Source organism: Paenibacillus radicis (ex Gao et al. 2016), from assembly GCF_014641555.1.
In the GTDB taxonomy this organism is placed as follows: Bacteria; Bacillota; Bacilli; order Paenibacillales; family Paenibacillaceae; genus Pristimantibacillus; species Pristimantibacillus radicis.
In genome coordinates, this window is sequence record NZ_BMHY01000023.1 from 1 (window position 1) to 23,553 (window position 23,553).

General features: G+C 51.0%; 22 protein-coding genes. 21 read left to right on the forward strand and 1 reads right to left on the reverse strand.

The genetic code is table 11. From position 1 onward, the window contains the following. Positions 1-250: 250 nt before the first annotated feature. Positions 251-490 (reverse strand): hypothetical protein, encoded by a 240-nt coding sequence (locus IEX98_RS27860; RefSeq protein ID WP_188892965.1) that lies wholly within the window; start codon positions 488-490, stop codon positions 251-253. Between the two features lie 164 nt (positions 491-654). On the opposite strand from IEX98_RS27860, the gene IEX98_RS27865 reads away from it, so the two are divergent. The 21 genes from IEX98_RS27865 (at position 655) to IEX98_RS27965 (ending at position 23,524) form a co-directional block, all read left to right on the forward strand. Continuing rightward, positions 655-2,598 (forward strand): stage V sporulation protein D, encoded by a 1,944-nt coding sequence (locus tag IEX98_RS27865; RefSeq protein WP_188892966.1) that lies wholly within the window; start codon positions 655-657, stop codon positions 2,596-2,598. A 42-nt stretch (positions 2,599-2,640) separates the two neighbouring features. Next, positions 2,641-4,128: a UDP-N-acetylmuramoyl-L-alanyl-D-glutamate--2,6-diaminopimelate ligase gene (locus IEX98_RS27870; RefSeq protein ID WP_188892967.1), complete on the forward strand. Its 1,488-nt coding sequence runs from the start codon at positions 2,641-2,643 to the stop codon at positions 4,126-4,128. Beyond that, entirely contained in the window at positions 4,125-5,525 is a 1,401-nt protein-coding gene (locus IEX98_RS27875; RefSeq protein ID WP_188892968.1) for a UDP-N-acetylmuramoyl-tripeptide--D-alanyl-D-alanine ligase, read from the forward strand. The genes IEX98_RS27870 and IEX98_RS27875 overlap by 4 nt, the downstream gene beginning before the upstream one ends. A 4-nt stretch (positions 5,526-5,529) precedes the next feature. Continuing rightward, entirely contained in the window at positions 5,530-6,492 is a 963-nt protein-coding gene (gene mraY / locus IEX98_RS27880) for a phospho-N-acetylmuramoyl-pentapeptide-transferase (RefSeq protein ID WP_188892969.1), read from the forward strand. 152 nt (positions 6,493-6,644) lie between these two features. Beyond that, the gene (gene murD / locus IEX98_RS27885; protein ID WP_188892970.1) at positions 6,645-8,072 is read left to right on the forward strand and encodes a UDP-N-acetylmuramoyl-L-alanine--D-glutamate ligase; all 1,428 of its coding nucleotides are present in this window, start codon (positions 6,645-6,647) and stop codon (positions 8,070-8,072) included. A 46-nt stretch (positions 8,073-8,118) separates the two neighbouring features. After that, positions 8,119-9,216, forward strand: coding sequence for a stage V sporulation protein E (gene spoVE / locus IEX98_RS27890; protein ID WP_188892971.1), 1,098 nt, complete (start codon positions 8,119-8,121; stop codon positions 9,214-9,216). A gap of 457 nt (positions 9,217-9,673) precedes the next feature. Further along, positions 9,674-10,579, forward strand: coding sequence for a UDP-N-acetylmuramate dehydrogenase (murB, locus tag IEX98_RS27895; protein WP_188892972.1), 906 nt, complete (start codon positions 9,674-9,676; stop codon positions 10,577-10,579). Positions 10,580-10,594: 15 nt separating this feature from the next. Continuing rightward, a complete protein-coding gene (gene murA, locus IEX98_RS27900; protein ID WP_188892973.1) occupies positions 10,595-11,872 on the forward strand; it encodes a UDP-N-acetylglucosamine 1-carboxyvinyltransferase in 1,278 nt (425 codons plus the stop codon). Positions 11,873-11,946: 74 nt separating this feature from the next. After that, the gene (locus IEX98_RS27905) at positions 11,947-12,702 is read left to right on the forward strand and encodes a cell division protein FtsQ/DivIB (protein WP_188892974.1); all 756 of its coding nucleotides are present in this window, start codon (positions 11,947-11,949) and stop codon (positions 12,700-12,702) included. Between the two features lie 241 nt (positions 12,703-12,943). Then, on the forward strand, positions 12,944-14,185 hold the full coding sequence (ftsA, locus tag IEX98_RS27910; RefSeq protein WP_188892975.1) for a cell division protein FtsA: 1,242 nt from the start codon (positions 12,944-12,946) through the stop codon (positions 14,183-14,185). Positions 14,186-14,200: 15 nt separating this feature from the next. After that, positions 14,201-15,328, forward strand: coding sequence for a cell division protein FtsZ (ftsZ, locus tag IEX98_RS27915; protein WP_188893020.1), 1,128 nt, complete (start codon positions 14,201-14,203; stop codon positions 15,326-15,328). An 878-nt stretch (positions 15,329-16,206) separates the two neighbouring features. Continuing rightward, positions 16,207-17,130, forward strand: a complete 924-nt coding sequence (gene spoIIGA / locus IEX98_RS27920) for a sigma-E processing peptidase SpoIIGA (protein ID WP_188892976.1) — start codon at positions 16,207-16,209, stop codon at positions 17,128-17,130. Positions 17,131-17,179: 49 nt separating this feature from the next. Further along, positions 17,180-17,902: an RNA polymerase sporulation sigma factor SigE gene (gene sigE, locus IEX98_RS27925; protein WP_042159826.1), complete on the forward strand. Its 723-nt coding sequence runs from the start codon at positions 17,180-17,182 to the stop codon at positions 17,900-17,902. Between the two features lie 104 nt (positions 17,903-18,006). Continuing rightward, complete coding sequence (sigG, locus tag IEX98_RS27930; RefSeq protein WP_042159827.1) at positions 18,007-18,789, forward strand: RNA polymerase sporulation sigma factor SigG; 783 nt, start codon at positions 18,007-18,009, stop codon at positions 18,787-18,789. Between the two features lie 132 nt (positions 18,790-18,921). Beyond that, positions 18,922-19,947: a copper amine oxidase N-terminal domain-containing protein gene (locus IEX98_RS27935; RefSeq protein ID WP_229692433.1), complete on the forward strand. Its 1,026-nt coding sequence runs from the start codon at positions 18,922-18,924 to the stop codon at positions 19,945-19,947. Positions 19,948-20,092: 145 nt separating this feature from the next. After that, complete coding sequence (locus IEX98_RS27940; protein WP_188892978.1) at positions 20,093-20,371, forward strand: PRC-barrel domain-containing protein; 279 nt, start codon at positions 20,093-20,095, stop codon at positions 20,369-20,371. 32 nt (positions 20,372-20,403) lie between these two features. Next, positions 20,404-21,264: a peptidoglycan editing factor PgeF gene (pgeF, locus tag IEX98_RS27945; RefSeq protein ID WP_188892979.1), complete on the forward strand. Its 861-nt coding sequence runs from the start codon at positions 20,404-20,406 to the stop codon at positions 21,262-21,264. Between the two features lie 8 nt (positions 21,265-21,272). Beyond that, positions 21,273-21,986 (forward strand): YggS family pyridoxal phosphate-dependent enzyme, encoded by a 714-nt coding sequence (locus IEX98_RS27950; RefSeq protein ID WP_188892980.1) that lies wholly within the window; start codon positions 21,273-21,275, stop codon positions 21,984-21,986. A 4-nt stretch (positions 21,987-21,990) separates the two neighbouring features. Continuing rightward, positions 21,991-22,443, forward strand: a complete 453-nt coding sequence (locus tag IEX98_RS27955) for a cell division protein SepF (protein WP_188892981.1) — start codon at positions 21,991-21,993, stop codon at positions 22,441-22,443. Between the two features lie 28 nt (positions 22,444-22,471). Beyond that, the gene (locus IEX98_RS27960; protein WP_188893021.1) at positions 22,472-22,723 is read left to right on the forward strand and encodes a YggT family protein; all 252 of its coding nucleotides are present in this window, start codon (positions 22,472-22,474) and stop codon (positions 22,721-22,723) included. A gap of 18 nt (positions 22,724-22,741) precedes the next feature. Then, on the forward strand, positions 22,742-23,524 hold the full coding sequence (locus IEX98_RS27965) for a YlmH family RNA-binding protein (protein ID WP_188892982.1): 783 nt from the start codon (positions 22,742-22,744) through the stop codon (positions 23,522-23,524). Positions 23,525-23,553: the final 29 nt, after the last annotated feature.

Below are 23,553 nucleotides of genomic sequence, written 5' to 3' on the forward strand. Positions count from 1 at the left end.
AATCAATTTGAGTTGAAGTTTTACAAAAAAGTAAGTTGATACACTTAAGAATTGTCTACTTTCTTGACAGAGGTCCAAAGTACATGTTGATCGACCGAATTTGCTCAAAATCGGCTAATATGGCCGATTCGACATGCAGATTTGCATTTTGATCGACTTTTCAGCTGAAAAAGGAAGCTTCAAAATGTACTTTTACATTTGGTTTGCTGCGGTTACATAAGCAGAGACAGTATTTGCAGTTGGTTTCGCCCTAAGGTTTGTCATGCAGCATCAGCGGAGCGAATGCCGAGCCCGTTCTGACTTTTCGCAGGTTCGCTCCATCATCGCAGCAGCGATTGTATGGAATCAAGAACGGCAGAGTGGGCCGGCATTGCGCAGCGCCGTGCCGCGACGACTGTCCTTTGTTCTCGATCTCGCCCTTAACGCCCTTTAGCTTGTAGAGCATCAGCGGAGCGAATGCCGAGCCCGTTCTGACTTTTCGCAGGTTCACTCCATCAATCGCAGCAGCGATTGCATGGAACCAAGAACGGCAGAACGGGCCGGTATTTGCGCAGCGCAGATAAAGCTTGTTCTATTGCACCCTTGTCCCGAATAGTTTGGGAATGAGCGCCAGTGCGCGCTCTGCGACAATAAGTCCGAGGGGTGGATTGAGCGATGAAAGTTTCGAATGTCACATTGCGACGTCGTCTTTTTACAGTGATGATCGTTGGGATTATTGCTTTCGCGGCGCTTGTGCTGCGGTTGGCATATGTACAGCTATGGGAAGGGGAGCAGCTTGCTTCCAAAGCGGAAAATTCGTGGCGGCGGGACATTCCTTACATGGCCAAGCGTGGCGAGATTTGGGACCGCAACGGCACCAAGCTGGCGTACAACGTCAGTTCGCCTACCGTATGGGCGATTCCCGTGCAGGTGAAAGACAAGCCAGCGGCAGCAAAAACGCTTGCTCCATTGCTCGATATGACGGAGGACGATCTCTCCAAGCTGCTGAACAAGAAAAAAACGATGCTCGTCCAACTGAAGCCTGGCGGCCGGAAAATGACGCTGGAAAAAGCTCAGCAAGTACGCGAACTGGCCATACCAGGCATCGTCGTGGCAGAGGATAACAAACGCTTTTATCCGTTTGGCGACTTGGCTGCGCACGTTCTTGGCTTTACCGGTATTGACAATCAAGGGCTTACGGGCGTAGAACTGAAATATAACGATATGCTGACAGGCATTAAAGGGAATGTTTCCTTCTTGTCCGATGCGAAGGGCCGTCAAATGCCGAACTCTTCGGATACTTACGTAGAGCCCAAAGAAGGGCTGACGATGCAGCTAACGATAGATAAGCAAATTCAGTCGGTCATGGAGCGCGAGCTGGATCAAGCGATGGCGCAGCTGCAAGCCGACAATATCATTGCCATTGCAATGGACCCGAACAACGGCGAGGTACTCGGCATGGCGAGCCGGCCGACCTTCGAGCCGGATAAATACAATGAGGTGCCGGCGGAAGTGTACAACCGGAATTTGCCGATTTGGATGACCTACGAGCCCGGTTCGACTTTCAAAATTATTACATTGGCCGCAGCTATTGAAGAGAAAAAAGTCGATTTGAAAAACGAGCGATTTTTCGATCCAGGCGCGATTGAGGTGGGCGGCGCGAGATTGCGCTGCTGGAAAAAAGGCGGCCACGGCAGCCAGACTTTCCTTGAGGTTGTGGAAAATTCTTGCAATCCGGGCTTCGTAACGCTGGGGCAAAGACTTGGCAAAGACAAGCTTTTCAATTATATTAAAAACTTCGGATTCGGTACAAAAACCGGCATCGATATTAATGGTGAAGAGAACGGCATTATGTTTAAAATGAATCAAGTAGGTCCGGTGGAGCTCGCAACAACGGCTTTCGGGCAAGGCGTATCGGTTACGCCGATTCAGCAGATTACAGCGGTGTCAGCCGCAGTCAATGGCGGTACGCTCTATAAGCCGCATGTAACGAAGGGCTGGATCAACCCCGAAACGGGGGAGGTCGTCCAGCGAACCGAACCCGAGGCGGTGCGGACGGTCATCTCCGAAGAGACATCCAAGCTTGTTCGGGAGGCGCTGGAGAGCGTTGTAGCCAAAGGAACGGGGCGCAATGCGTTTATCGACGGCTACCGCGTCGGTGGTAAAACCGGCACGGCGCAAAAGGTCGTCAACGGCCGTTATTCTCCGAACGAGCACATCGTTTCGTTCATCGGCTTCGCGCCTGCGGATGATCCGCAAATCGTCGTCTATGTCGCTGTCGACAATCCGCAGGGCATTCAATTCGGCGGTGTCGTAGCTGCGCCGATCGTTCGCAACATTATGGAGGATGCACTCACGATTCTTCAAGTGCCGGCAAGGGATAAGCAAATCTCCCGCAACTATAAGCCGGGGGAGACGCCGATTGTAACCGTACCGAATCTGGTCGGCAAGACTGTGTCAGATATCTATGAAGATATGAATATGAACTTTAACCTGACGTCCGCTGGGTCCGGCAATACCGTCATCCGGCAGGCTCCTGCAGCTGGAGCGCGTGTAGATCGGGGATCGACGATACGGATTTATTTGGGCGATGAGGATGATATATCACATTCCCATTGACTATAATGGTAGTTGAAGCAATATGACTAGGAGGCATGCAGCATGATATTGAGTGAATTGGCTGAACTTCTCATAACGTCCCGGCTTATTGGCGCCGGAGATACCGAAATATCGGGATTGGAGACGAATTCCCGCAGCGTTCAGAAAGGCGACTTGTTTATTTGCCTGCCCGGCCATACGGTCGACGGGCATGACTATGCGCCGCAAGCTTTCGAAAGCGGAGCTGCTGCTTTCGTTGTCGAGCGTAAGCTTGACATCAATGCGCCCCAGTTGATCGTGAAGGACAGCCGGGTTGCGATGGCCGTCTTGGCCGATCATTACTACGGACATCCAAGCCGTTCCCTTAGTTTAATTGGTGTTACAGGTACGAATGGCAAAACGACGACAACCTATTTGATCGAACAAATATTGAATGACAATGGTAAAAGCGCGGGTGTTATCGGTACGGTGGAAATGCGTTATGACGGCAAGTCGATCCCGATGTCGGGCACGACGCCGGAAGCGCTGCAGCTGCAAGGCTATTTAGCGGATATGCGCGACGCGGGCACAACCCACTGTGCGATTGAGGTATCCTCTCACGCGCTGGATCAAGGCCGGGTAAAGGGCTGCCGTTTCCGTACGGCCGTCTTTACGAACCTGACACAGGACCATCTTGATTATCATGGAACGATGGAAAAGTATGCTGCGGCCAAAGGGCTATTCTTCTCGCGGCTGGGCAATGAATTTCCTGCACGGGAGCAGGATCGTTCCTTCGCGGTGCTCAACGTTGACGATGAGGCATCTGCTGAGTTTATAAGGCTGACAGCGGCTGAGGTCATCACCTATGGCATCGACAATGATGCGGATGTACGCGCCTCCGGCATTTCCATTACGGCGCAGGGCACCTCATTCCATGTGAACACCTTCCGCGGCGAAGCGGATATTACGCTGCAGATGGTTGGCAAGTTCAATGTCTACAATGCGCTGGCTGCCATTTCAGCCGCTTTAATAGAAGGCGTTCCGCTCGAACAGGTGAAGTCCAGTCTGGAAGCTGTCCCTGGTGTACCGGGGCGGGTGGAATCGGTGCAGGCAGGTCAAAGCTTCGCCGTTATCGTCGATTATGCGCATACGCCTGACGGCTTGGAAAACGTGCTGCGGGCGGTGAAGGAGCTTGCTCCGCCACGCATCATCTGCGTGTTCGGCTGTGGCGGAGACCGCGACAAGACAAAACGTCCGCTAATGGGCTCGATTGCAGCAAAGTATGCCGATTATGTCTTCGTTACTTCTGATAATCCGCGAACCGAGGATCCTGCACTTATACTTAAGGATATTGAAGCGGCCCTCATTGCCGACAAAGTGGCTCCTGCTCGCTATGAGCTGCAGGTCGATCGCCGTGCAGCAATTGAAAAAGCGGTTGAAATGGCAAGCCCCGGCGATGTAGTATTGATTGCGGGGAAAGGTCATGAAACGTATCAAATCATCGGAAGCGTTACACATGCTTTCGACGATCGTTTGGTGGCGAAAGAAGCGATAAGGGGATTATTACATTGATTAATCGAAATTTGGAGCAAATAGCCGGTATGTGCGGTGCCAAATGGAATAAGAAGGATGCCGACGTCCGTATTGCTGGCGTTGGGACCGACTCGCGGCGTGTTCAAGCTGGACAGCTGTTTATACCGCTCGTCGGCGATAACTTTGACGGCCATCAATTTGTAGAGCAGGCGTTGAAAGACGGCGCTGCAGCTGCAATGTGGCAATCGGGACGCGAGGTGCCGGAGGCTTTGGCCGACGCCCCGCTGCTTAAGGTGCGGGATACGCTCAAGGCGCTGCAGCAGCTTGCTTCCTCTTACCGGGAAGAGCTGTACGTCCGGGTAATCGGCATTACCGGCAGCAATGGCAAAACGACGACGAAAGATATGGTAGCTGCCGCACTTGGCACAGCGTATCGCGTTCATAAGACAGAGGGCAATCTGAACAATCATATCGGCTTGCCGCTGACTGTTCTTCAATTGGATGAAGAGACGGATTGCGCCGTTCTGGAGATGGGGATGAGCGGATTTGGCGAAATCGAGCTGCTGACGAACATTGCCCGTCCGGATATCGCGATCATTACGAATATTGGCGATGCCCATTTGCTTCAGCTCGGCTCCCGTGAAGGAATCGCGAAAGCGAAGCTGGAAATTGTGCAGGGGCTGCAATCGCGCGGGCTGCTGCTTTATAACGGCGACGAGCCGCTCCTTAAAGCAGAACTGGCAACGATGGAGCTTCCTGAAGGTCTCGAGCTGCAAACTTTCGGGCTGGAGGACACAAATGACTGGTCGGCTGCGAATATTGATATAGGTGCCGTATCGTCCTCCTTTACGGTCATTCGTCAAGGTGAGGCTTCTGATGCGCCATATGCAATACCCGTGCCAGGCCAGCATAATGTGAGCAATGCGCTTGCCGCGATTGCAATTGGGCGGCGTCTAGGCATTTCGAGCGAACAGCTTCGTACCGGCTTGGCCGGGCTAGAGCTGACTGGAATGCGCATTCAGCCGGTTCGCGCGTATAATGGGGCGATGATTCTCAATGACGCCTACAATGCGAATCCGACGGCCGTGCGGGCTGCCATCGATCTGGTAGAAAAGCTGGAAGGCTTCCGGAAGAAATGGATCGTGCTCGGTGATATGCTGGAGCTTGGCCCGGAAGAGGAGTCGCTTCATTACGAGGCCGGTGCTTATGTTACACCGGATAAGGCGGATGCTGTACTAACGCTCGGCAAGCTGTCGGAGCGGACGGCTGAGGGAGCCAAAGCAAATCTTGCAGCCGACGACGTTACTCATTTTGAGAATAAAGAGGAGCTTGCACAGTGGCTGAAGGCTCGGCTGGAGCCGGGCGATCTGGTGCTGGTTAAAGGCTCCAGAGGCATGAGAATGGAACAAATCGTTCAAACTTTGGAAGCGAGGTGAGGAAATGGATATGATGGTCATTTTATTTTCATTAGGCGCATCATTTCTGCTAGCGGTACTGCTCGGACCATTATTCATTCCTCTGCTCAGACGGATGAAGTTCGGACAGCAAATCAGAACAGATGGCCCGCAAAGCCATTTGAAAAAAAGCGGAACGCCTACGATGGGCGGCATTATTATTATGCTGGCGCTGCTCATTTCTTTTCTGAAATTTGCGGATAAGACACCTGCATTCTGGGTGCTTCTTACCGCCTCAATCGGTTTTGGACTTGTTGGTTTTCTAGACGATTATATTAAAATCGTATTTAAACGGTCGCTCGGTCTGACTGCGCGGCAAAAGCTGTTTGGCCAGCTTCTGTTCTCCATCATCGTATGCGCGCAATTGTACAATATGAATCACAGCACAGTCGTATCTGTTCCGTTAACAGGCTGGGGCTTTGATATGGGCTGGTTCTATTATCCTTTTGTTGTCATTATCATGTTCGCTGCCAGCAACGCGGTCAATTTTACCGACGGACTGGACGGCTTGCTGTCGGGGACGAGCGCTATCGCCTTTGGCGCTTTTACGCTCGTTGCGCTTCAGGCTTCGGCGCATGAATCGGCCATTTTCTCCGCTGCGATGATCGGTGCGGTACTCGGTTTTCTCATCTTTAACGCCCACCCCGCGAAGGTGTTCATGGGGGATGCGGGCTCGCTCGGTATCGGCGGGGGCATTGCGGCGGTTGCGATTCTTGCAAAAGCCGAACTGCTGCTTATCGTAATCGGCGGGGTGTTCGTATTGGAGATGCTGTCCGTCATCTTGCAAGTGGGTTCATTCAAGCTTCGCGGCAAGCGGATTTTCAAGATGAGTCCGATTCACCATCATTTCGAGCTGTCCGGCTGGTCCGAATGGCGGGTCGTATCCGTCTTTTGGTTCGTAGGACTTTTGTTCGCACTTGTGGGACTGGCGCTCGCACGCGTATTCTAGTTGCAGCATCGTAAATTATGCAGGACAACAAAATGCGAACATACATTTTGTTGTCCTTAATGCTTTTTATTAGGTATCATCTATATGTAAATAGGAAGAAGACAAAGCTTTGCATTTTAGCTTTTCTACATACAAAAAGGAGCTGCTGAATTATGAACCATCCGGAATCATACCGGGGCCGTAAGGTGGTCGTACTGGGGCTAGCCAGAAGCGGCGTCAGTGTGGCAAAGGTATTCCATGCCCTCGGAGCGAACGTTGTCGTCAACGATAAAAAAGAACGTGAATTATGCCCCGAAGCGGATGAACTGACTGCTTTGGGCATTTCTGTGCTATGCGGATATCACCCGGACGATCTCGTCACCGGGCAAACGGCACTGCTTGTCAAAAATCCGGGCATCCCTTACACCGCCGATCCGATTCGCCGGGCAGAGGAGCTTGGTGTGGAAGTTGTGACCGAGGTAGAGGTTGCCTACTGGCTGTCGCCGGCGCCGATTATCGGCATTACGGGCTCTAACGGCAAGACGACAACGACGACCTGGATTGGCGAGCTGCTTAAAGCTGCGGGCAAAAATCCGATCATCGCCGGCAATATTGGCACACCGCTTTGCGAAGCGGCTCTCGTTGCAAGCGCTGAGGACTGGATCGTTGCCGAGCTTAGCAGCTTTCAATTGAAAGGAACGGAAGCATTCCGTCCGAAAGTGGCGCTGCTGCTGAATATTGCGGAGACACATCTGGACTATCACGGCGGCATGGAAGACTATGTCGCGTCGAAAGAGAAGCTGTTTGCCAATCAGAGCAGCGACGACGTAGCCGTGCTGAATTGGGATGATCCCGTCTGCCGGGAAATATCAGCTCGCGTGAAGGGCCGCGTCTTGCCGTTCTCGTTATATGAGCGGCTGGAGCACGGCGTTTGCATGGAGCCGCCATTTGTGAAAGGGGCAGATGATGCGAAGGCCGTCGCTAGAGAAATCGTGTGGCGCCGGGAGGACGGTGCGGAAACAGCTGTATTGCTTGTGGATGAGCTTGGCTTACCGGGCCGTCACAATGCAGCTAATGCCCTGGCAGCGATTGCAGCGTGTCTAAGTGCAGGCGCAGACCCGGAAGCGCTTGCGGCTGCCCTGCGCGGCTTCAGAGGCGTAGAACATCGCCTGGAGTACGCAGTCGAAGTGAATGGTGTAAAATACTACAACGATTCTAAAGCGACCAATCCGATCGCGACTACGATGTCTGTTGGCTCGCTCAGCGCGCCAATTGTTCTCATTGCGGGAGGGCTCGACCGCGGCTCCGATTATATGGAGCTGCTGCCGCTGTTTCGCGACCGGCTGAAAGGTCTCGTCGTGCTTGGCGAGACGAGAGCGAAGCTTGCCGCTGTTGCGGAGCTTGCGGGTTTAGCGAATGTCCGATTGGTCGAACCTGTAGAGGACGCCGAGTCCACACTGCGGGAAGCCGTGCGGCAAGCAGCCCTGCTTGCCGAGCCAGGTGATATCGTACTGCTGTCGCCTGCATGCGCAAGCTGGGATATGTTTGAATCCTATGAGCAACGCGGGCGCATTTTTAAAGATTCGGCGCATACCTTGTAAGTAGGGGGCTCGTCCCTACTTACGCAAGCTAAGAGGTGTGTTGATTATGGCCAAAGGCAGGTCCGCCCCGGACGTCTGGATGATAATCTCAATTGCGCTCATTCTCTCCATTGGTTTGGTGATCGTATACAGCGCGAGCGCCGTCCTTGCTTTCCATGAATTCGGCGATAAGTTCTACTATGTGAAGCGTCAATTTATCTTTGCTCTATTAGGCATAGGTGCTTTGATCTTTACGATGAACGCCAATTATCAAATTTGGAAAAAGTGGGGTAAAGTCGCGCTGATCGTCTGCTTCGTGCTGCTTGTCATCGTCCTTATACCGGGCGTCGGTGTCGTACGCGGCGGTGCGCGAAGCTGGCTGGGCATCAGCTCCTTCGGCATTCAGCCTTCCGAATTTATGAAGCTGGCGATGGTGCTGTTCTTGGCCAAGTGGCTGGCGGAGAAGCAGCAGACGATCACGCTGTTCACGAGAGGGCTGCTTCCTCCGCTTGGTTTGATGGGACTGGCCTTCGGGTTAATTATGCTGCAGCCGGATCTCGGTTCGGGGGCGGTTATGGTCGGCGCTTCGCTGCTGCTTATTTTTACAGCGGGAGCGAGAATCAGCCATCTGGGTTCACTAGCGCTTGTTGGCGTCGTTGGCCTTGTTGGCCTCATTATCGCTGAGCCGTACCGGCTGGACCGGATTACCGGGTTTTTGGACCCGTGGTCGGACCCGCTTGGGAAAGGCTATCAAATTATTCAATCGTTATATGCAATCGGTCCGGGGGGATTGGTAGGACTGGGGCTGGGCATGAGCCGGCAAAAGTTCAGTTATCTCCCGGAGCCGCAAACCGACTTTATTTTCTCCATCCTATCGGAGGAACTAGGTTTTATCGGAGGGGCGGCTTTAATTACGCTGTTCGCCATCCTCGTATGGCGCGGCATCCGGACGGCCATCGCTGCACCGGATACGTTCGGAAGCTTGCTGGCGGTTGGTATTACCGGTATCGTCGGCGTACAGGTTCTAATCAATATCGGGGTTGTCATTGGCGCAATGCCTGTGACGGGCATTACGCTTCCTTTAGTGAGCTACGGCGGCTCCTCGCTGACGCTCCTGCTGACAGCGCTGGGCATTTTGCTCAATATTTCACGCTACTCCAGATGAAGCCAACATACATCCATGGTCGACATAAGCTTCAATGACAGATAAGATGGTAGAAGTCTTGTTCATGCTTGTTTATCCGATGCGGATCGCGCCGATACGCCGCCTTAGGGCGGCAGGGCATCCGGCCTGGGCGTTCATGACGCCCATTTTGTGTTGTAATCGCAGGCATCCATGTGCATAATCGCAGCTTCGCGCTGATGAAACTTATAGAGTCAATAATGTTTATCATGCTAGAATGAAATGAATTGAATTGGAAGACCGCTTCCCTGCAGGGAAGCGAAGGGATGGGCTGCTGTCACACTCGGGCTGCGCTGGGCATAGGATACTCTATAAATCGTGACCATCACCCGTTCGGGCCCGGTTACTGTAAACGCAGTCCGTATTCGGCGGCTTTTACGCCGCAGAAGCGGCAGCGAAATCCATCCTTCATCAAGGAAGCATAAGGAGGTACGACCCCATGAAAACATTTATAGCCGAGCTGGAAAAAGCCGGTTTGGGCCAACTGCTGTTCGATGAGCCGCTGGCCAAACATACAACGTGGAAAATCGGCGGTCCCGCCGATCTGATGCTGATCCCGGCAGGAAAAGACGAACTCGTGTCGGCCATCCGATTGCTTCATAAGCATGGCATCCCGTGGACCTCTCTGGGCCGCGGCTCCAATATGCTGGTGAGCGACAAAGGAATTCGCGGCGTTGTCATTAAACCCCGTGACGGACTCGATTATGTGCGCTTTGATGGAAATCTTGTTCATGCTGGAGCAGGCTATTCCTTTATCAAGCTTGCCGTTATGACCAGCAAGGAAGGGCTTAGCGGACTGGAATTCGCAGGGGGTATTCCCGGCACGGTAGGCGGAGCCGTCTACATGAACGCAGGCGCGCACGGATCCGATGTATCACGTATTTTTAGATCAGCTGAAGTTGTGACGGAAACAGGTGAAGTTATTCGTTACGAACGCGAGGAAATGCAGTTTGCCTATCGTCATTCCATTCTTCATGAGAAGAAAGGGCTGGTTCTTGAGGCGACCTTTGAACTTGCCCCAGGCGACCGGCAGGAGATTTCTGCAGCGCTGGCAGAGCACAAGGAAAGACGGCTGCGTACACAGCCGCTGCAATTGCCTTGCTGCGGCAGCGTTTTCCGCAATCCGACTGGCGATCACGCCGCAAGATTAATTGAAGCGGCTGGATTGAAAGGGGCTCGGTTTGGAGGCGCGGAAGTTTCGGAGCTTCATTCGAATTTCATCATCAATACCGGGCAAGCGACAGCTGAAGATGTTCTCACCCTCATGTCACATATCCAAGGCACGATTCAGGACCGGTACGGCGTTTCGTTAATACCGGAAGTATTGGTGGTGGGTGAGCGGTAATTCGGAGGTGATACATTGGACAAATTGGTGATTGAAGGCGGGAAACCACTCTCAGGATCCATTGTTATCCAAGGAGCGAAAAATGCCGCTTTGCCGATATTGGCAGCCAGTCTGTTAGCGGATGGCACAACGACGATTGATCATGTGCCTAAGCTGCTGGATATCGAGGTCATGCTTAACATTTTGCGCGAATTAGGATGCCGCGCCGAGCATATTGGGGATACGGTCGTATTAGATACGGAAGCCGCTCATACCTCTCATGTGCCGGAGTCGTTAATGGGACAGATGCGATCTTCTATTTTTTTAATGGGTCCATTGCTAGCAAGATTCGGAGAAGTTCAGGTATATCAACCCGGCGGCTGCGCAATTGGCGAACGGAAAATTGATCTTCATTTGCAAGGGCTTGAAGCGCTAGGCGCGGAGATCGAGGAATTGGGCAATCGAATCATTTGCAGAGCGGATAAACTGTACGGCGCTGACATTCATTTGAGCTTCCCGAGCGTAGGTGCGACGGAGAACATTATGATGGCTGCCGTGCTGGCTGAAGGAAGGACGACGATCAGCAACGCTGCGAGAGAGCCGGAAATTCAAGATTTGCAGCGTTTTCTGAACACGATGGGCGCGAAAATCATCGGTGCCGGCACAGATACGATTACGATCGAAGGGGTACAGTCGCTTAAGCCGTGCCGGTATAAGGTTATTCCCGATCGAATTGTCGCCGGTACAATCATGGTGGCCGCAGCAGCTACACGCGGTCAGGTAACGCTGCAAAACACGAATCCGGCGCATTTGACTTCCTTAATTCATGTGCTTCGACGCGCAGGTGTTCAAATCGTCGTTGACGGTGATATAATTAAAGTCGGCAGCGCCTCCAGACCGAAAGCGGTCGAACGGATCGTTACCTCTCCGTATCCGGCATTTCCGACCGATCTTCAGTCTCAGGTCATGGTGCTGTTGACTTTAGCCGACGGCGTCAGCATCCTGAAGGAGACGATCTTTGAAGGCCGGCTGAAGCATGTCGATGAATTGAGCCGAATGGGCGCTGACATCCGGGTGGATCTCAATGCCGCCATCATTCGCGGAGTTCCCCGGTTGTATGGAGCTACCGTCGAAGCGACGGACTTGAGAGCGGGAGCTGCACTTGTCATTGCAGGATTGGCTGCGAACGGCAAGACGGTCGTTGAGCAAGTTCATCACATCGACCGCGGCTATGACCGGATCGAGTCTATGCTTTCTCGTCTTGGAGCAAGAATTACCCGGAATTCCCCGGTACCTAACAATCTTACGAACTAGTTTTCGAAACGATCATATACCGGATCCCGCCAAGCTGGGGGACCGGATGTTTTTATGGAAAGAAGGGACAAGCTTTGAGTGTTCAGATGCCTGTGCTGAAACAACCGGAACGCCCGAAAAAAGGCAGCCGAAAGCTGCTGTCTGTTCTTCTTTTACTTTTTATAGTTATTTTAGCCGTCTTATTTTTTAATTCTTCGATTAGCAAAATCTCATCGATCGAAGTGACCGGGGCACAATATGCAACGGTAGCTGAAGTCGAGCAAGCTGCAGACATCGAAGTAGGCGAAGCGTTTTTCGGCGTTTCCAAGGAAAGAATTGAAAACCGCGTTCGCGCTTTGAAGCCGATTGACGAAGTAGTCGTGGAGAAGCGTTTTCCAGGGGCTGTGAAAATTTCGGTTAAAGAGCATCCGGTTGTCGCGTTCGAAATCGGCTCGGAAGGCAATATGACCGCGATTATGTCCAATGGCACGAACGTAACGGCAATCAGCAATGATGTGCTTCTGGACAAGCCTGTGCTTTCCGGCTGGGCGAAGGACGACCCACTCCGCATGGATTTGACGAAGCAGTTGGGCAAAATTTCGGCCAAGCAGCTCTCTGATTTATCGGAAATTATTCCTTACCCGTCCAAGGCGTATCCGGACCGGATCAAAATTTATACGAGAACCAAATTTGAGGTCGTCACATCGATTTCCGTGCTGGAAAACAAGATCGAGGCGTTAAACGCAGTCATCGAAACGCAGGAGCCGGGCAAGATCACGATGCTTTTGGCGGATACTTATGTCCCGTTTGATGGAAACTCTACTGAAAATATGGAAACAGATCAAAAATAGACTACTCAATAGCTTCAAAGAATGGTAGAATTTTAATTGTCAATCATTTTAATTGCAGACTTGACACCAACGGATCGAGGAGCGCTAAAAATGCGCTTTTCGGGCATTAAAATAAGAGTTATGAAAATTTTGTTGAAAAAAGAGGGAAAATATCAACTACGTTGAATATGTAGAAAGACGTTTAGGCTAGGCCATTCTATTTGAAGCTAAATTTTATTTGTTGAAACGGAGGTGCCGCGGGTTGAGCAGCAACGACATCATCGTCAGTTTGGACATCGGTACATCCAAAGTTCGTGCTATTATTGGCGAGATTAACAATGGAGCCATTAATATTATTGGAGTTGGATCTGCCGACTCGGAGGGTATTCGCAAAGGAGCAATTGTAGATATTGACCAAACCGTTCAATCGATACGCAATGCGGTAGAGCATGCGGAGCGAATGGTGGGCATTCAAATATCAGACGTTTATGTCGGCATACAGGGCAATCATATTGGCTTGCAGACAAATCGTGGCGTCGTTGCCGTATCCAATGAGGATCGTGAAATAGGCGAAGAAGATATCGAACGCGTCGTTCAGGCGGCTAAAGTGGTCGCGCTACCACCAGAGCGAGAGATTATTAATTTGGTTCCCAAGCAATTTTTGGTCGATGGACTCGAAGGCATTTCGGATCCGACCGGCATGATTGGTGTACGTCTTGAAGTTGAAGCAACCGTTGTAACCGGTGCGAAAACGGCCATACATAATTTAATGAGATGCGTGGAAAAGGCCGGTCTGCGGATTAAAAGCGTTATTCTTATGTCACTTGCGTCGGGCGTTATGTCGCTGACGAAGGACGAGAAGACGATCGGTACGGTATTGACCGATATCGGTGCAGGTTCAACGACGATTACGATCTACGAGCAGGGCGGGTTGGCAGCCACTGCTACGTTGCCGATCGGCGGCGAGTACGTGACGAACGATATTGCTTACGGTTTGCGTACGCAAAGCGATCAAGCGGAGAAGATCAAGCTGAAGTACGGCTGTGCTTTTGTGAGCGACGCGGCTGAGGACGTGAAGTTCAAAGTGACCCGTATGGGCAGCAACCTGGAGAAGGAATTTTCGCAGGTTGATTTGGCGAGCATTATTGAACCGCGCATGCAGGAGATTTTTCAGCTGGTCCAGCAGGAAGTTGTTCGTCTCGGCTATGGCGATAAAGTGAACGGCTATGTATTGACAGGCGGATCGGTATCGATGCCGGGTACGCTTGCACTCGCACAAGCCGAACTGGAATCTACCGTTCGCATCGCGTTGCCGGATTATATCGGCGTTCGCGACCCGGCTTTCAGCAGCGGGGTAGGTATGATTCAATACGTCTCGAAATATATGGGAGCACGTGGATCAAGTACAGTGAAGAAAACGACTAAAAGCAAGACGGGTTCCACCGCTTCATCCAAACCCGGTATGTTCGAACGGATAAAAAGCATGTTTAACGAATTTATTTGATCGGGGGAAATGATGATGTTGGAGTTCGATTTGGATTTGGAGCAGCTTGCCCAAATCAAAGTAATAGGTGTTGGCGGCGGCGGAAGCAATGCCGTAAATCGAATGATCGAGAACGGCGTCAAGGGCGTCGAATTTATAACGGTTAATACGGATGCTCAAGCGCTGAATCTGGCAAAATCGGAGCATAAGCTGCAAATCGGCGATAAGCTGACTCGCGGCCTAGGCGCTGGCGCAAATCCGGAGGTTGGCAAGAAAGCCGCTGAAGAATCCCGTGAGCTTGTCATCAGTCAGCTGAAGGGCTCGGATATGGTATTCGTAACGGCAGGTATGGGCGGCGGCACGGGTACAGGCGCAGCGCCTGTTATCGCTGAAATCGCCCGCGAATGCGGTGCTTTGACCGTTGGCGTTGTTACTCGTCCGTTCACCTTCGAAGGCCGTAAACGTTCTGCTCAAGCAGAGCTCGGCATTGAAGCGTTGAAGGAAAAAGTCGACACGCTGATCGTTATTCCGAATGATCGCTTACTTGAAATCGTCGATAAGAAAACCCCGATGCTGGAAGCATTCCGCGAAGCGGACAACGTGCTTCGCCAAGCCGTACAGGGTATTTCTGACTTGATTCAAGTTCCTGGCTTGATCAACCTCGACTTTGCCGACGTGAAGACAATCATGACGGAGCGCGGCTCGGCCCTGATGGGTATCGGCATCGCAACCGGTGAGAACCGCGCGGCGGAAGCAGCGAAAAAAGCAATCATGAGCCCGTTGCTAGAAACATCCATCGATGGCGCACGCGGCGTTATTATGAATATTACAGGCGGCAGCAACCTGTCTCTGTACGAAGTCAACGAAGCGGCTGAAATCGTTATTTCGGCTTCCGATCCGGAAGTAAATATGATCTTTGGTGCGATTATCGACGAAGAGCTGAAGGATGAGATCAAAGTAACGGTTATCGCAACTGGCTTTGAACACAAACCATCCGCAGCAGTACGTCGTGCGGCTTCTCCGCAAGCCGAGCCTGAAGCGCGTCAAGCAGGCGCTCAGCCTTCGACTTCTACGAACAACGTAAAACCATTTGGCTCGAACACCTCGAGCGATCAGCTTGAAATTCCAGCCTTCTTGCGCAATCGCCCACGCAGCGACCGCTAGGTGAAATGGGGACCGTCTCGGCTTGAGACGGTTCCCATTGATGTTTAAGACGCCTCACCATCCATTGTTAAATGGGTTGGGGGGGCGTCTTTTTTGCATGGATAGCTCAGTTCGTATTGATTAGCACACTTGATGTTTAGTTATCATCCATAGTTCACATAGTCTCGCAGTATCGGTTTGATTCTTGACGGAAAAAAATTCGCTAATAACTGCCGATTTTTCCTTATTTATTCCCCAGACGCCTCAACGCAGCTCGATTCCGCCGAATAAGTACACCTTTTTCTCTATTAAGAAATTGAATTCCCCCCGTGTGTACTTTCTTACCTTATATCCGAAAATCTAGTTTTTGAACAATAAAATAAAGAAAATACTTCACTACTAGCGAAATTTCATACGTCTAGGCATTTACCACCCAACGGTACTCGAACCTCCCTCAGGCGGGTCGCTGTGGACGTCACCAGTCATCACGCGACGATTACTTCAGTGTCATTCTCATTTTACAATTCGCTTGAATCGACATAACATGCACCACGTCCCCGGCATAGCACGAACCTCTTCTTGAATTTGAAGACCACCCTGCACGAATCTGCGGAAGGGCTCTAGGCGGGCAATTATCTATTATTGTGGCTGCATTTCACTATCTCACGGAAGCAATTTCATCTCTTATCCGTTATGAAACTGTCGGATCAGAGTTGATGCGGTGACGCTGATGATGTTAATTAATGCCGTTTTTTATATGGATGATCGACAAAAAAAGTTCTATCATCTCGTCATGATTAGACAGACTTTGAAATAGGATTTGAATATACTGATGTCAATCGTTCTCTCCGGGTGCCGGCCATCCGCTAGTGACCGGAACCGCAGCAGGAAGGTGAGCCATGGCTGTTTATGTCGATGTGATGTTTTTGCGAGAGCTGCTAGTAGACGGCAGCTTGCTGCTTACGACGGCTTGGGTACGCCATATGAGAGCGAGTCCATGGCGGGTGCTGTCGGCATCGGCTATAGGCGCCTGTTACGTTGTAATGATGCTGTATCCGCAGCTGTCGGTCCTTTTTACACTTCTTGTGAAGGTGTCCGTCTCACTGCTCATGATATGGGTCGCTTTTGGATTCGTATCGCTGCAGCATTTTTTACGAAACATCGCAGCCTTCTACACGGTTAATTTCGTAGCAGCCGGTGCGATTATCGGTATTCATTATTTGTTGATGCAAGGATCGGGCGAAGTATGGCGGACCGTCAATTTTATTAAAGGCGGTATGCAGGTTGAATTGAAAATGGGTTTGATCTACTTGTTGGCAGCGTTCTGTATCGGTCTGTATATATACCGCACCGTGTTGACGCAGCGCCGGGAAAGGGAGCTGGTGCAAACTCATCTAGCTGAAGTGATCATCTCTATTGATGAGCTGGAGCAGCGATGCATCGGTCTGGTCGATACCGGCAATCAGCTGTATGATCCGCTGACTCGAACGCCGGTCATGGTCGTAGAGGCTTCGCTCTGGTCGGAGCAGCTGCCAGCATCATGGCTGCAATGTATCCGGGAGGAACAAGTGGATCGGCTGGTAGCAGGATTAGGCGAGGATCATTTTGACTGGCAGGAAAGATTGAGGCTCGTTCCCTATCGGGGGGTAAACCGCGGGTCGCAATTTATGCTCGCTCTGAAGCCGGATTTTGTTCGGATCGAGCGGGAAGGACAGGTGTTCGTCAACAAGAAAGTGCTCGTTGGTTTAGATGGCGGCAAGCTTACGGCAGACAGCGCTTATCAAGCAATTATCCATCCGACTCTCGTTCAGAACAACCAATGATCGATTGTTGCATGAGAAACCTACAACTTATTGGGGAGGGATGGGCCGGATGCTCGTCAAATGGAAATTAGTCCTGCAGTTATACTATTATAGAGTTTTGATTTTATTCGGATTAAAAGGTGAACAGATCTACTATATCGGCGGCAGCGAGGCGCTCCCGCCGCCCTTGACCCGCGAGGAAGAAGAGTATTTGCTGGATAAGCTGCCGTCCGGTGACTCGGCGATTCGTGCGATGCTGATCGAACGCAACCTGCGTCTGGTCGTATACATTGCGCGTAAGTTTGAGAATACCGGCATTCATATCGAGGACCTCGTCTCCATTGGAGCGATCGGCCTTATTAAAGCGGTTAATACGTTTGACCCGGAGAAAAAAATTAAGCTTGCAACTTATGCATCGCGCTGTATCGAGAACGAAATCTTGATGTATTTGCGCCGTAACAGCAAGACACGTACGGAGGTTTCTTTTGACGAGCCGCTAAACATCGATTGGGATGGAAATGAGCTTCTGCTCTCCGATGTGCTGGGTACGGAGAACGATACCATTTATCGCAATATCGAGGAGCAGGTTGACCGCAAGCTGCTTCACAAGGCGCTGGATAAGCTGTCCGAAAGAGAGCGCATTATTATGGAATTGCGCTTCGGACTGGCAGACGGCGAGGAAAAAACGCAAAAGGATGTAGCCGATTTACTGGGTATTTCTCAGTCCTATATTTCCCGCCTCGAAAAAAGAATTATTAAGCGTCTGCGCAAGGAATTTAATAAAATGGTATAAAAATCAAGCAGGGCGCAGGGTAGGACGGCATTGTCAGCGGAGGAATAAAAAAGGGGTCCAAGGAGATAATGTACATTAATGTTTCTCCTTGGGAGGTAATCACGTTGACCCGAAATAAAGTCGAGATCTGTGGAGTGGATACTTCGAAACTGCCTGTCCTGACCAATGCCGAAATGCGGGAGTTGTTCACCGCACTGCAAACCCGAAACGAGTGGGCAGCAAGAGAGAAATTAGTTAACGGCAACTTGAGGCTTGTGCTTAGTGTTATTCAACGGTTTAACAATAGGGGAGAATTTGTGGACGATTTATTTCAAGTCGGCTGCATCGGACTTATGAAGGCGATCGATAATTTCGACCTTAGCCAAAACGTAAAATTCTCCACCTATGCCGTCCCGATGATCATCGGGGAAATCCGCCGTTACTTGCGTGACAATAACCCGATTCGCGTCTCGCGAAGCCTGCGGGACATTGCTTATAAAGCATTGCAGGTGCGTGACAGCTTAACGAATCAGAATTCCCGCGAACCGACGATATTCGAAATTTCGGAGGCGCTGAATGTGCCGAAGGAAGATGTCGTCTTCGCTCTAGACGCTATTCAAGACCCGGTATCGTTATTTGAACCGATTTACCATGATGGCGGAGATCCGATTTATGTGATGGATCAGATTAGCGATGACAAGAACAAGGATGTATCCTGGATTGAAGAAATCGCGTTAAGAGAAGCGATGCACAAGCTCAATGACCGCGAGAAGATGATTTTGTCGATGCGGTTTTTTGAAGGCAAGACGCAGATGGAAGTAGCCGATGAAATTGGCATTTCGCAAGCTCAGGTATCGAGGCTGGAAAAATCAGCGATACAGCAAATGCAAAAGCATGTGAAGACGTAAGGGTGTTACAAGTAAAACCGTAAGCATGAGACGAGCCTCGAAGCAACAGAGGCTCGTCTTTTTTATTGAAATTAATTGTTGGACTATATAAAATATGGAAGTGAAAGGGAGGCGATGATCGATTTGAATAAGATGAAATTGAATCGTATTTATCTGAACTTCATGCTGGTACTAGGTTTGACCCTTGCTATTCCGTTTGGCAGCGCGGCTGCAGCAGCAAGTACCGTAGAAAGCAGCCTGCACAAGCCTCTTCGCTCGGACGCCGTGCTAAAGATTGGGAGCACCTCTGCGGTTGTCAATGGCATGACCATGACGGTACAGCCCGTATACGAGAAGAACGGCGTGACGATGGCGCCTGTCAACGTCCTGATTCGAATGTTCCGATTAGATTATAACTATGATCAGAAAAATCGAAGCTTCTGGTTCAAAACCCGGCTGTTCGAGCAGCAGCAGCTCTCCTTCAAGCTGGGTGAGCGCAAAGGAGAGTCCAACAATGGATTGAAAATCCGGACGTTCACGCTGTCTGCGGCTCCTTTCGAAAAGAAAGGCTCGCTGATGGTACCGCTCCGGGATATCGTGGAGCAACTGGGCGGCAAAATCTCGTATGATGCAAAAACAAAGGAAATCCGCATTAAAGGCGTGGATAAGCCGGTCACCGATAGCAAATATCGGATAGGGGACAGCAGTAATAGCTGGTCTATCGCCGCCCCTAAAGGATTTAAGCCTGAAAGCTTAGCGAAAAAAGAGGACTGCGACGGTTGTTTTGCGATTAGCGGATCTGCTGGAGACCGTCCATATTCACTAATTTTCAGCGTAAGTGAAAGCAGCAGCTCTTTAACGCCCAAGCAACTGCAAGAGGAAACGATAGCGCAGCTGAAACCGTCCCAAGTCGTGATGGAAAGCCGTTTCGCCAAGCAGCCGGCAGGGGAATTCAGCGTCGTATCAACTTCCTGGAATAACGCTTTTTCTATTCAGTATAATGAGTACTGGACGATCCAAGCGGGCAAACGCATTTATAGCATCGTTATTAGTCAAGACAACTATGGAAACGGACGGATTGTCGGCGAGCGGGATCGGATTGCTCTCGCATTTATGGAGACATTCAAGACGTCATTCCATTCCGGTGACCCCAATCTGTTTGATATTTATGAAAACTAATAATGTGCCAAGATCCCTCGCAGCAGGCGGGGGATTTGTTTTTTTAATCAAAGCGGACATTTTGAGCAAAACCCACATATAAATAGAGTAGAGGGCGGCAAACGCCCATTCAACCCGATTCCGCTGGAAAAGTGGTGAAGCGAAAATGAAAATATCCGATTTTCAAACGAAGGATGTTATTAATATTGTCGACGGTAAAAAACTGGGGCAGGTGAGCGATCTGGAACTCGACCTGCGTCAAGGCCGCATCGACTCCATCGTCATCCCGCAGTATACAAGATTTATGGGGCTGTTCGGGAACGGCGGTACGGAAGTCGTCATTCCATGGCGCAATATCGTCAAGATCGGTACGGACGTTGTGCTCGTCCGTATGGATGATACGAAGCCGCGTATTGAAGAAGAAGATTTGCACGCCCGCTCATAACACGGTAAACTGCTATCAGAGGTGAGTGCCGGATGGAAACATTTAGAGCAGTACAATCGGCGAAGGGACCTTCGCTTTTTTTGTTGTCTCCATGGCTGGAGCAAAACGAACAGCTGACCGCGGGATTTACAGGCCGTGACGGAGGTGTAAGCGAGGCACCGTGGACTTCGCTAAACTTAGCGCTCCATGTAGGCGACCGCGACGAGGATGTCGTCCGCAATCGGAGCCTGCTGACGGAGGCGCTGGACTGGCCGTTTGAAGCATGGACTTGCGGCGAGCAGGTACACGGCTGCGAGGTGCAGCATATTGGACCGAAAGACCGGGGCAAGGGCCGTCTTTCGCGCGATTCGGCGATTCCTGATACAGATGCGATTATGACGGATGTACCGGGCGTGCTTCTGGCTTCTTTTTATGCCGATTGCGTTCCGCTGTACTTCTATGATCCGGAGCATGAAGCGGTAGCGCTCGCTCATGCGGGCTGGAAAGGGACGGTGCTTGAGATCGCCGCGAAGACGATCCAAGCAATGGCAGATCGTTACGGAACGAAGCCAGAGCAGGTCAGAGCTGCTATCGGTCCGTCAATCGACGCATGCTGCTATGAGGTGGATGGCATCGTAATCGACCGGTTGGAGGAGCTTGCCAGCCGTTTTGCAGCGTCTGAAACGGCTGCAGCAGCCGATGAATCCTTGATGAAAAGGATGCCAAATGGCAAAGCTATGGTAAACTTGAAACAATTTAACCGACAGATTATGATAAAAGCAGGAATTTTGCCGATTCATATCGAATTGTCAAAGTGGTGCACGGGATGCAATCGGGAAAAGTTTTTTTCCCATCGTATGGAAGGCGGCTCCACCGGCCGGATGGCCAGCTGGATCGGTATCCGGGAGAGGTGATGGTTGATATGACACAATTGACAGACAGAATGCAAGAAGTGGAGAGACGCATCGCAGAAGCCTGCGAACGAAGCGGGCGGAAGCGGGACGATGTTCATGTGATTGCAGTAACGAAGTACGTCTCGCTTCAGACGGCCGAGGAAGCTTACCGGCTTGGCTTGCACCATCTTGGCGAGAATCGTTGGCAGGATGCCCAGCGGAAGTGGGAAGCGATCAGCGGACCTGAAGCCGAAGGGCAGAATGGACAAGCGGTATGGCATTTCATCGGCTCGCTGCAAACGAATAAAGCAAAGGACGTCATCGGCAAATTTACATATATTCATTCGCTGGACCGGCTGTCGCTCGCGCAAGCGATCAACAAGCAAGCGTCCCAGCTCGCCATCAAGGTGCCGTGCTTTATTCAAGTCAATATTTCAGGCGAGGATTCTAAGCACGGATTGCCCCCAGAGCAGGTGCGGGATTTCCTGGCCGAGCTTCGCAATTATCCGCATTTGCAGCCGGTAGGTCTAATGACGATGGCGCCTTATGAGACGGAAGCGCAAGCGACGCGGCCGATATTCCGGGCGCTTCGCCAGCTGCGGGACGAGCTGAATGAGCAAGTGGCGCTGGAGCAGCCTTTGACAGAACTTTCGATGGGCATGTCCAATGATTTTGAAGTGGCGATTGAGGAAGGGGCAACATGGATCAGACTTGGTACAATACTAGTGGGAAAAGAGGGATGATCTGATGAGCGTTATTAATCGGTTTATGAACTATCTCGGCCTCCAGGATGAAGAAGAAGTCGTCGAACGGGAACGGGTTACGCAGGTTGAAGAGCAGGAGGTTGAAACCTCGCCCTTCGAATCACGTAAAAATACGAAGAACACGAACAATATCGTCAGCATTCATTCTCAGAAAAATGTCCGAGTCGTTCTGAATGAGCCCCGTTCCTACGATGAAGCGCAAGAAATTGCCGATCACTTGCGTTCACGCAGGGCGGTCATCGTTAATTTACAACGCGTGCGGACGGATCTGGCTGTTCGGATCGTCGATTTTTTAAGCGGAACAGTCTACGCGCTTAACGGGAATATTTCGAAGCTAGGCCCGAACATTTTTCTGTGCACACCGGATTCGGTAGAAATACAAGGGACCATCACGGAAATGCTGGCGGAGGATAACGATTACAATAAAATGAGGTGACCTTGAATTGACCGTTTCTGATGTAGTAATGAATCTTCAACAGATCTACTGGTTTTTGATTATCGCTTATGTATTGCTTTCCTGGTTGCCAAACGCAAGGGAAAGTTTTATCGGCCAAATGCTCGGCAAAGTGGTAGAGCCGTACTTGGGCATTTTCCGCAAATTCATTCCTCCTATTGGCGGGATGCTGGACATCTCCCCAATCGTGGCGATTTTCGCTTTGCGGTTTATCGCAATGGGCGTCGTTGCCGTAATCGAGTTTTTAATCGGCTTATTCTAGACAAAGGATGACTTTGGCATGAAACCAACGATATATGAACATTTCCACCCGGACGAGAAAACTTTTGTCGACCGGGCTTGGGAATGGATTGAACGGTCCGCCCAGCAGCATGAGCTGAAGCGGACCGATTTTTTGGACCCCAGACAATCTCAGATTATCGAGGCGCTAGCCAATCGCAATCCGGATGTACAGATCCGGTTTGAGGGAGGCTATCCGGAGGCGGAACGCCGCCGGGCTATCATTGCTCCTGAATATATGTATCTGGAAGATGAGCCTGCCGGACTATCTGTGCTTGCGGTGAACGGCGGATCCGGCTCGCTGGATGGTCTGGACCACGGCGATTATTTGGGTGCGCTGCTTGGACTTGGCATTAAACGTGATCGGATTGGCGACATTCATGTGCATGAATCGTTTTGCCATATCATTATTCTCGATGAAATTGCCGATTACTTAAATATACACCTTAGACAGGTGCACCGTGTCAATGTGATGACCGATGTTGTTCCGATCGATCAACTGCAAGCCGTCGTGCCAGAGCTTCAGGAAATGGCCTTTACGGTCGCTTCCATGCGGCTGGACGGCATCGCAAGCGATGTACACCGGATCAGCCGGACAAAAATCGTCGATCCGATCCGAGCTGGCAGATGCAGAGTGAATTGGAAGACGGTTGAGAATCCTTCCGAGCAGCTTGGGCTAGGGGACGTCGTATCGATTAAAGGGCTCGGACGCTTCAAGGTTCTGGAAACGGATGGCGTGACGAAAAAGGGTAGAATTCGCGTACGCATTGGCAAATTTATTTAACCGCCTTGAAGGATTTTGGTAACATCTGT

Bases quoted from the DNA above. Each gene is read 5' to 3' on its own strand.
- IEX98_RS27865 (WP_188892966.1), top strand. From the start codon at position 655: ATGAAAGTTTCGAATGTCACATTGCGACGTCGTCTTTTTACAGTGATG.
- IEX98_RS27870 (WP_188892967.1), top strand. From the start codon at position 2,641: ATGATATTGAGTGAATTGGCTGAACTTCTCATAACGTCCCGGCTTATT.
- mraY (WP_188892969.1), top strand. From the start codon at position 5,530: ATGGATATGATGGTCATTTTATTTTCATTAGGCGCATCATTTCTGCTA.
- murD (WP_188892970.1), top strand. From the start codon at position 6,645: ATGAACCATCCGGAATCATACCGGGGCCGTAAGGTGGTCGTACTGGGG.
- spoVE (WP_188892971.1), top strand. From the start codon at position 8,119: ATGGCCAAAGGCAGGTCCGCCCCGGACGTCTGGATGATAATCTCAATT.
- murB (WP_188892972.1), top strand. From the start codon at position 9,674: ATGAAAACATTTATAGCCGAGCTGGAAAAAGCCGGTTTGGGCCAACTG.
- ftsZ (WP_188893020.1), top strand. From the start codon at position 14,201: ATGTTGGAGTTCGATTTGGATTTGGAGCAGCTTGCCCAAATCAAAGTA.
- spoIIGA (WP_188892976.1), top strand. From the start codon at position 16,207: ATGGCTGTTTATGTCGATGTGATGTTTTTGCGAGAGCTGCTAGTAGAC.
- sigE (WP_042159826.1), top strand. From the start codon at position 17,180: ATGCTCGTCAAATGGAAATTAGTCCTGCAGTTATACTATTATAGAGTT.
- IEX98_RS27935 (WP_229692433.1), top strand. From the start codon at position 18,922: ATGAAATTGAATCGTATTTATCTGAACTTCATGCTGGTACTAGGTTTG.
- IEX98_RS27940 (WP_188892978.1), top strand. From the start codon at position 20,093: ATGAAAATATCCGATTTTCAAACGAAGGATGTTATTAATATTGTCGAC.
- pgeF (WP_188892979.1), top strand. From the start codon at position 20,404: ATGGAAACATTTAGAGCAGTACAATCGGCGAAGGGACCTTCGCTTTTT.
- IEX98_RS27950 (WP_188892980.1), top strand. From the start codon at position 21,273: ATGACACAATTGACAGACAGAATGCAAGAAGTGGAGAGACGCATCGCA.
- IEX98_RS27955 (WP_188892981.1), top strand. From the start codon at position 21,991: ATGAGCGTTATTAATCGGTTTATGAACTATCTCGGCCTCCAGGATGAA.
- IEX98_RS27960 (WP_188893021.1), top strand. From the start codon at position 22,472: ATGAATCTTCAACAGATCTACTGGTTTTTGATTATCGCTTATGTATTG.
- IEX98_RS27965 (WP_188892982.1), top strand. From the start codon at position 22,742: ATGAAACCAACGATATATGAACATTTCCACCCGGACGAGAAAACTTTT.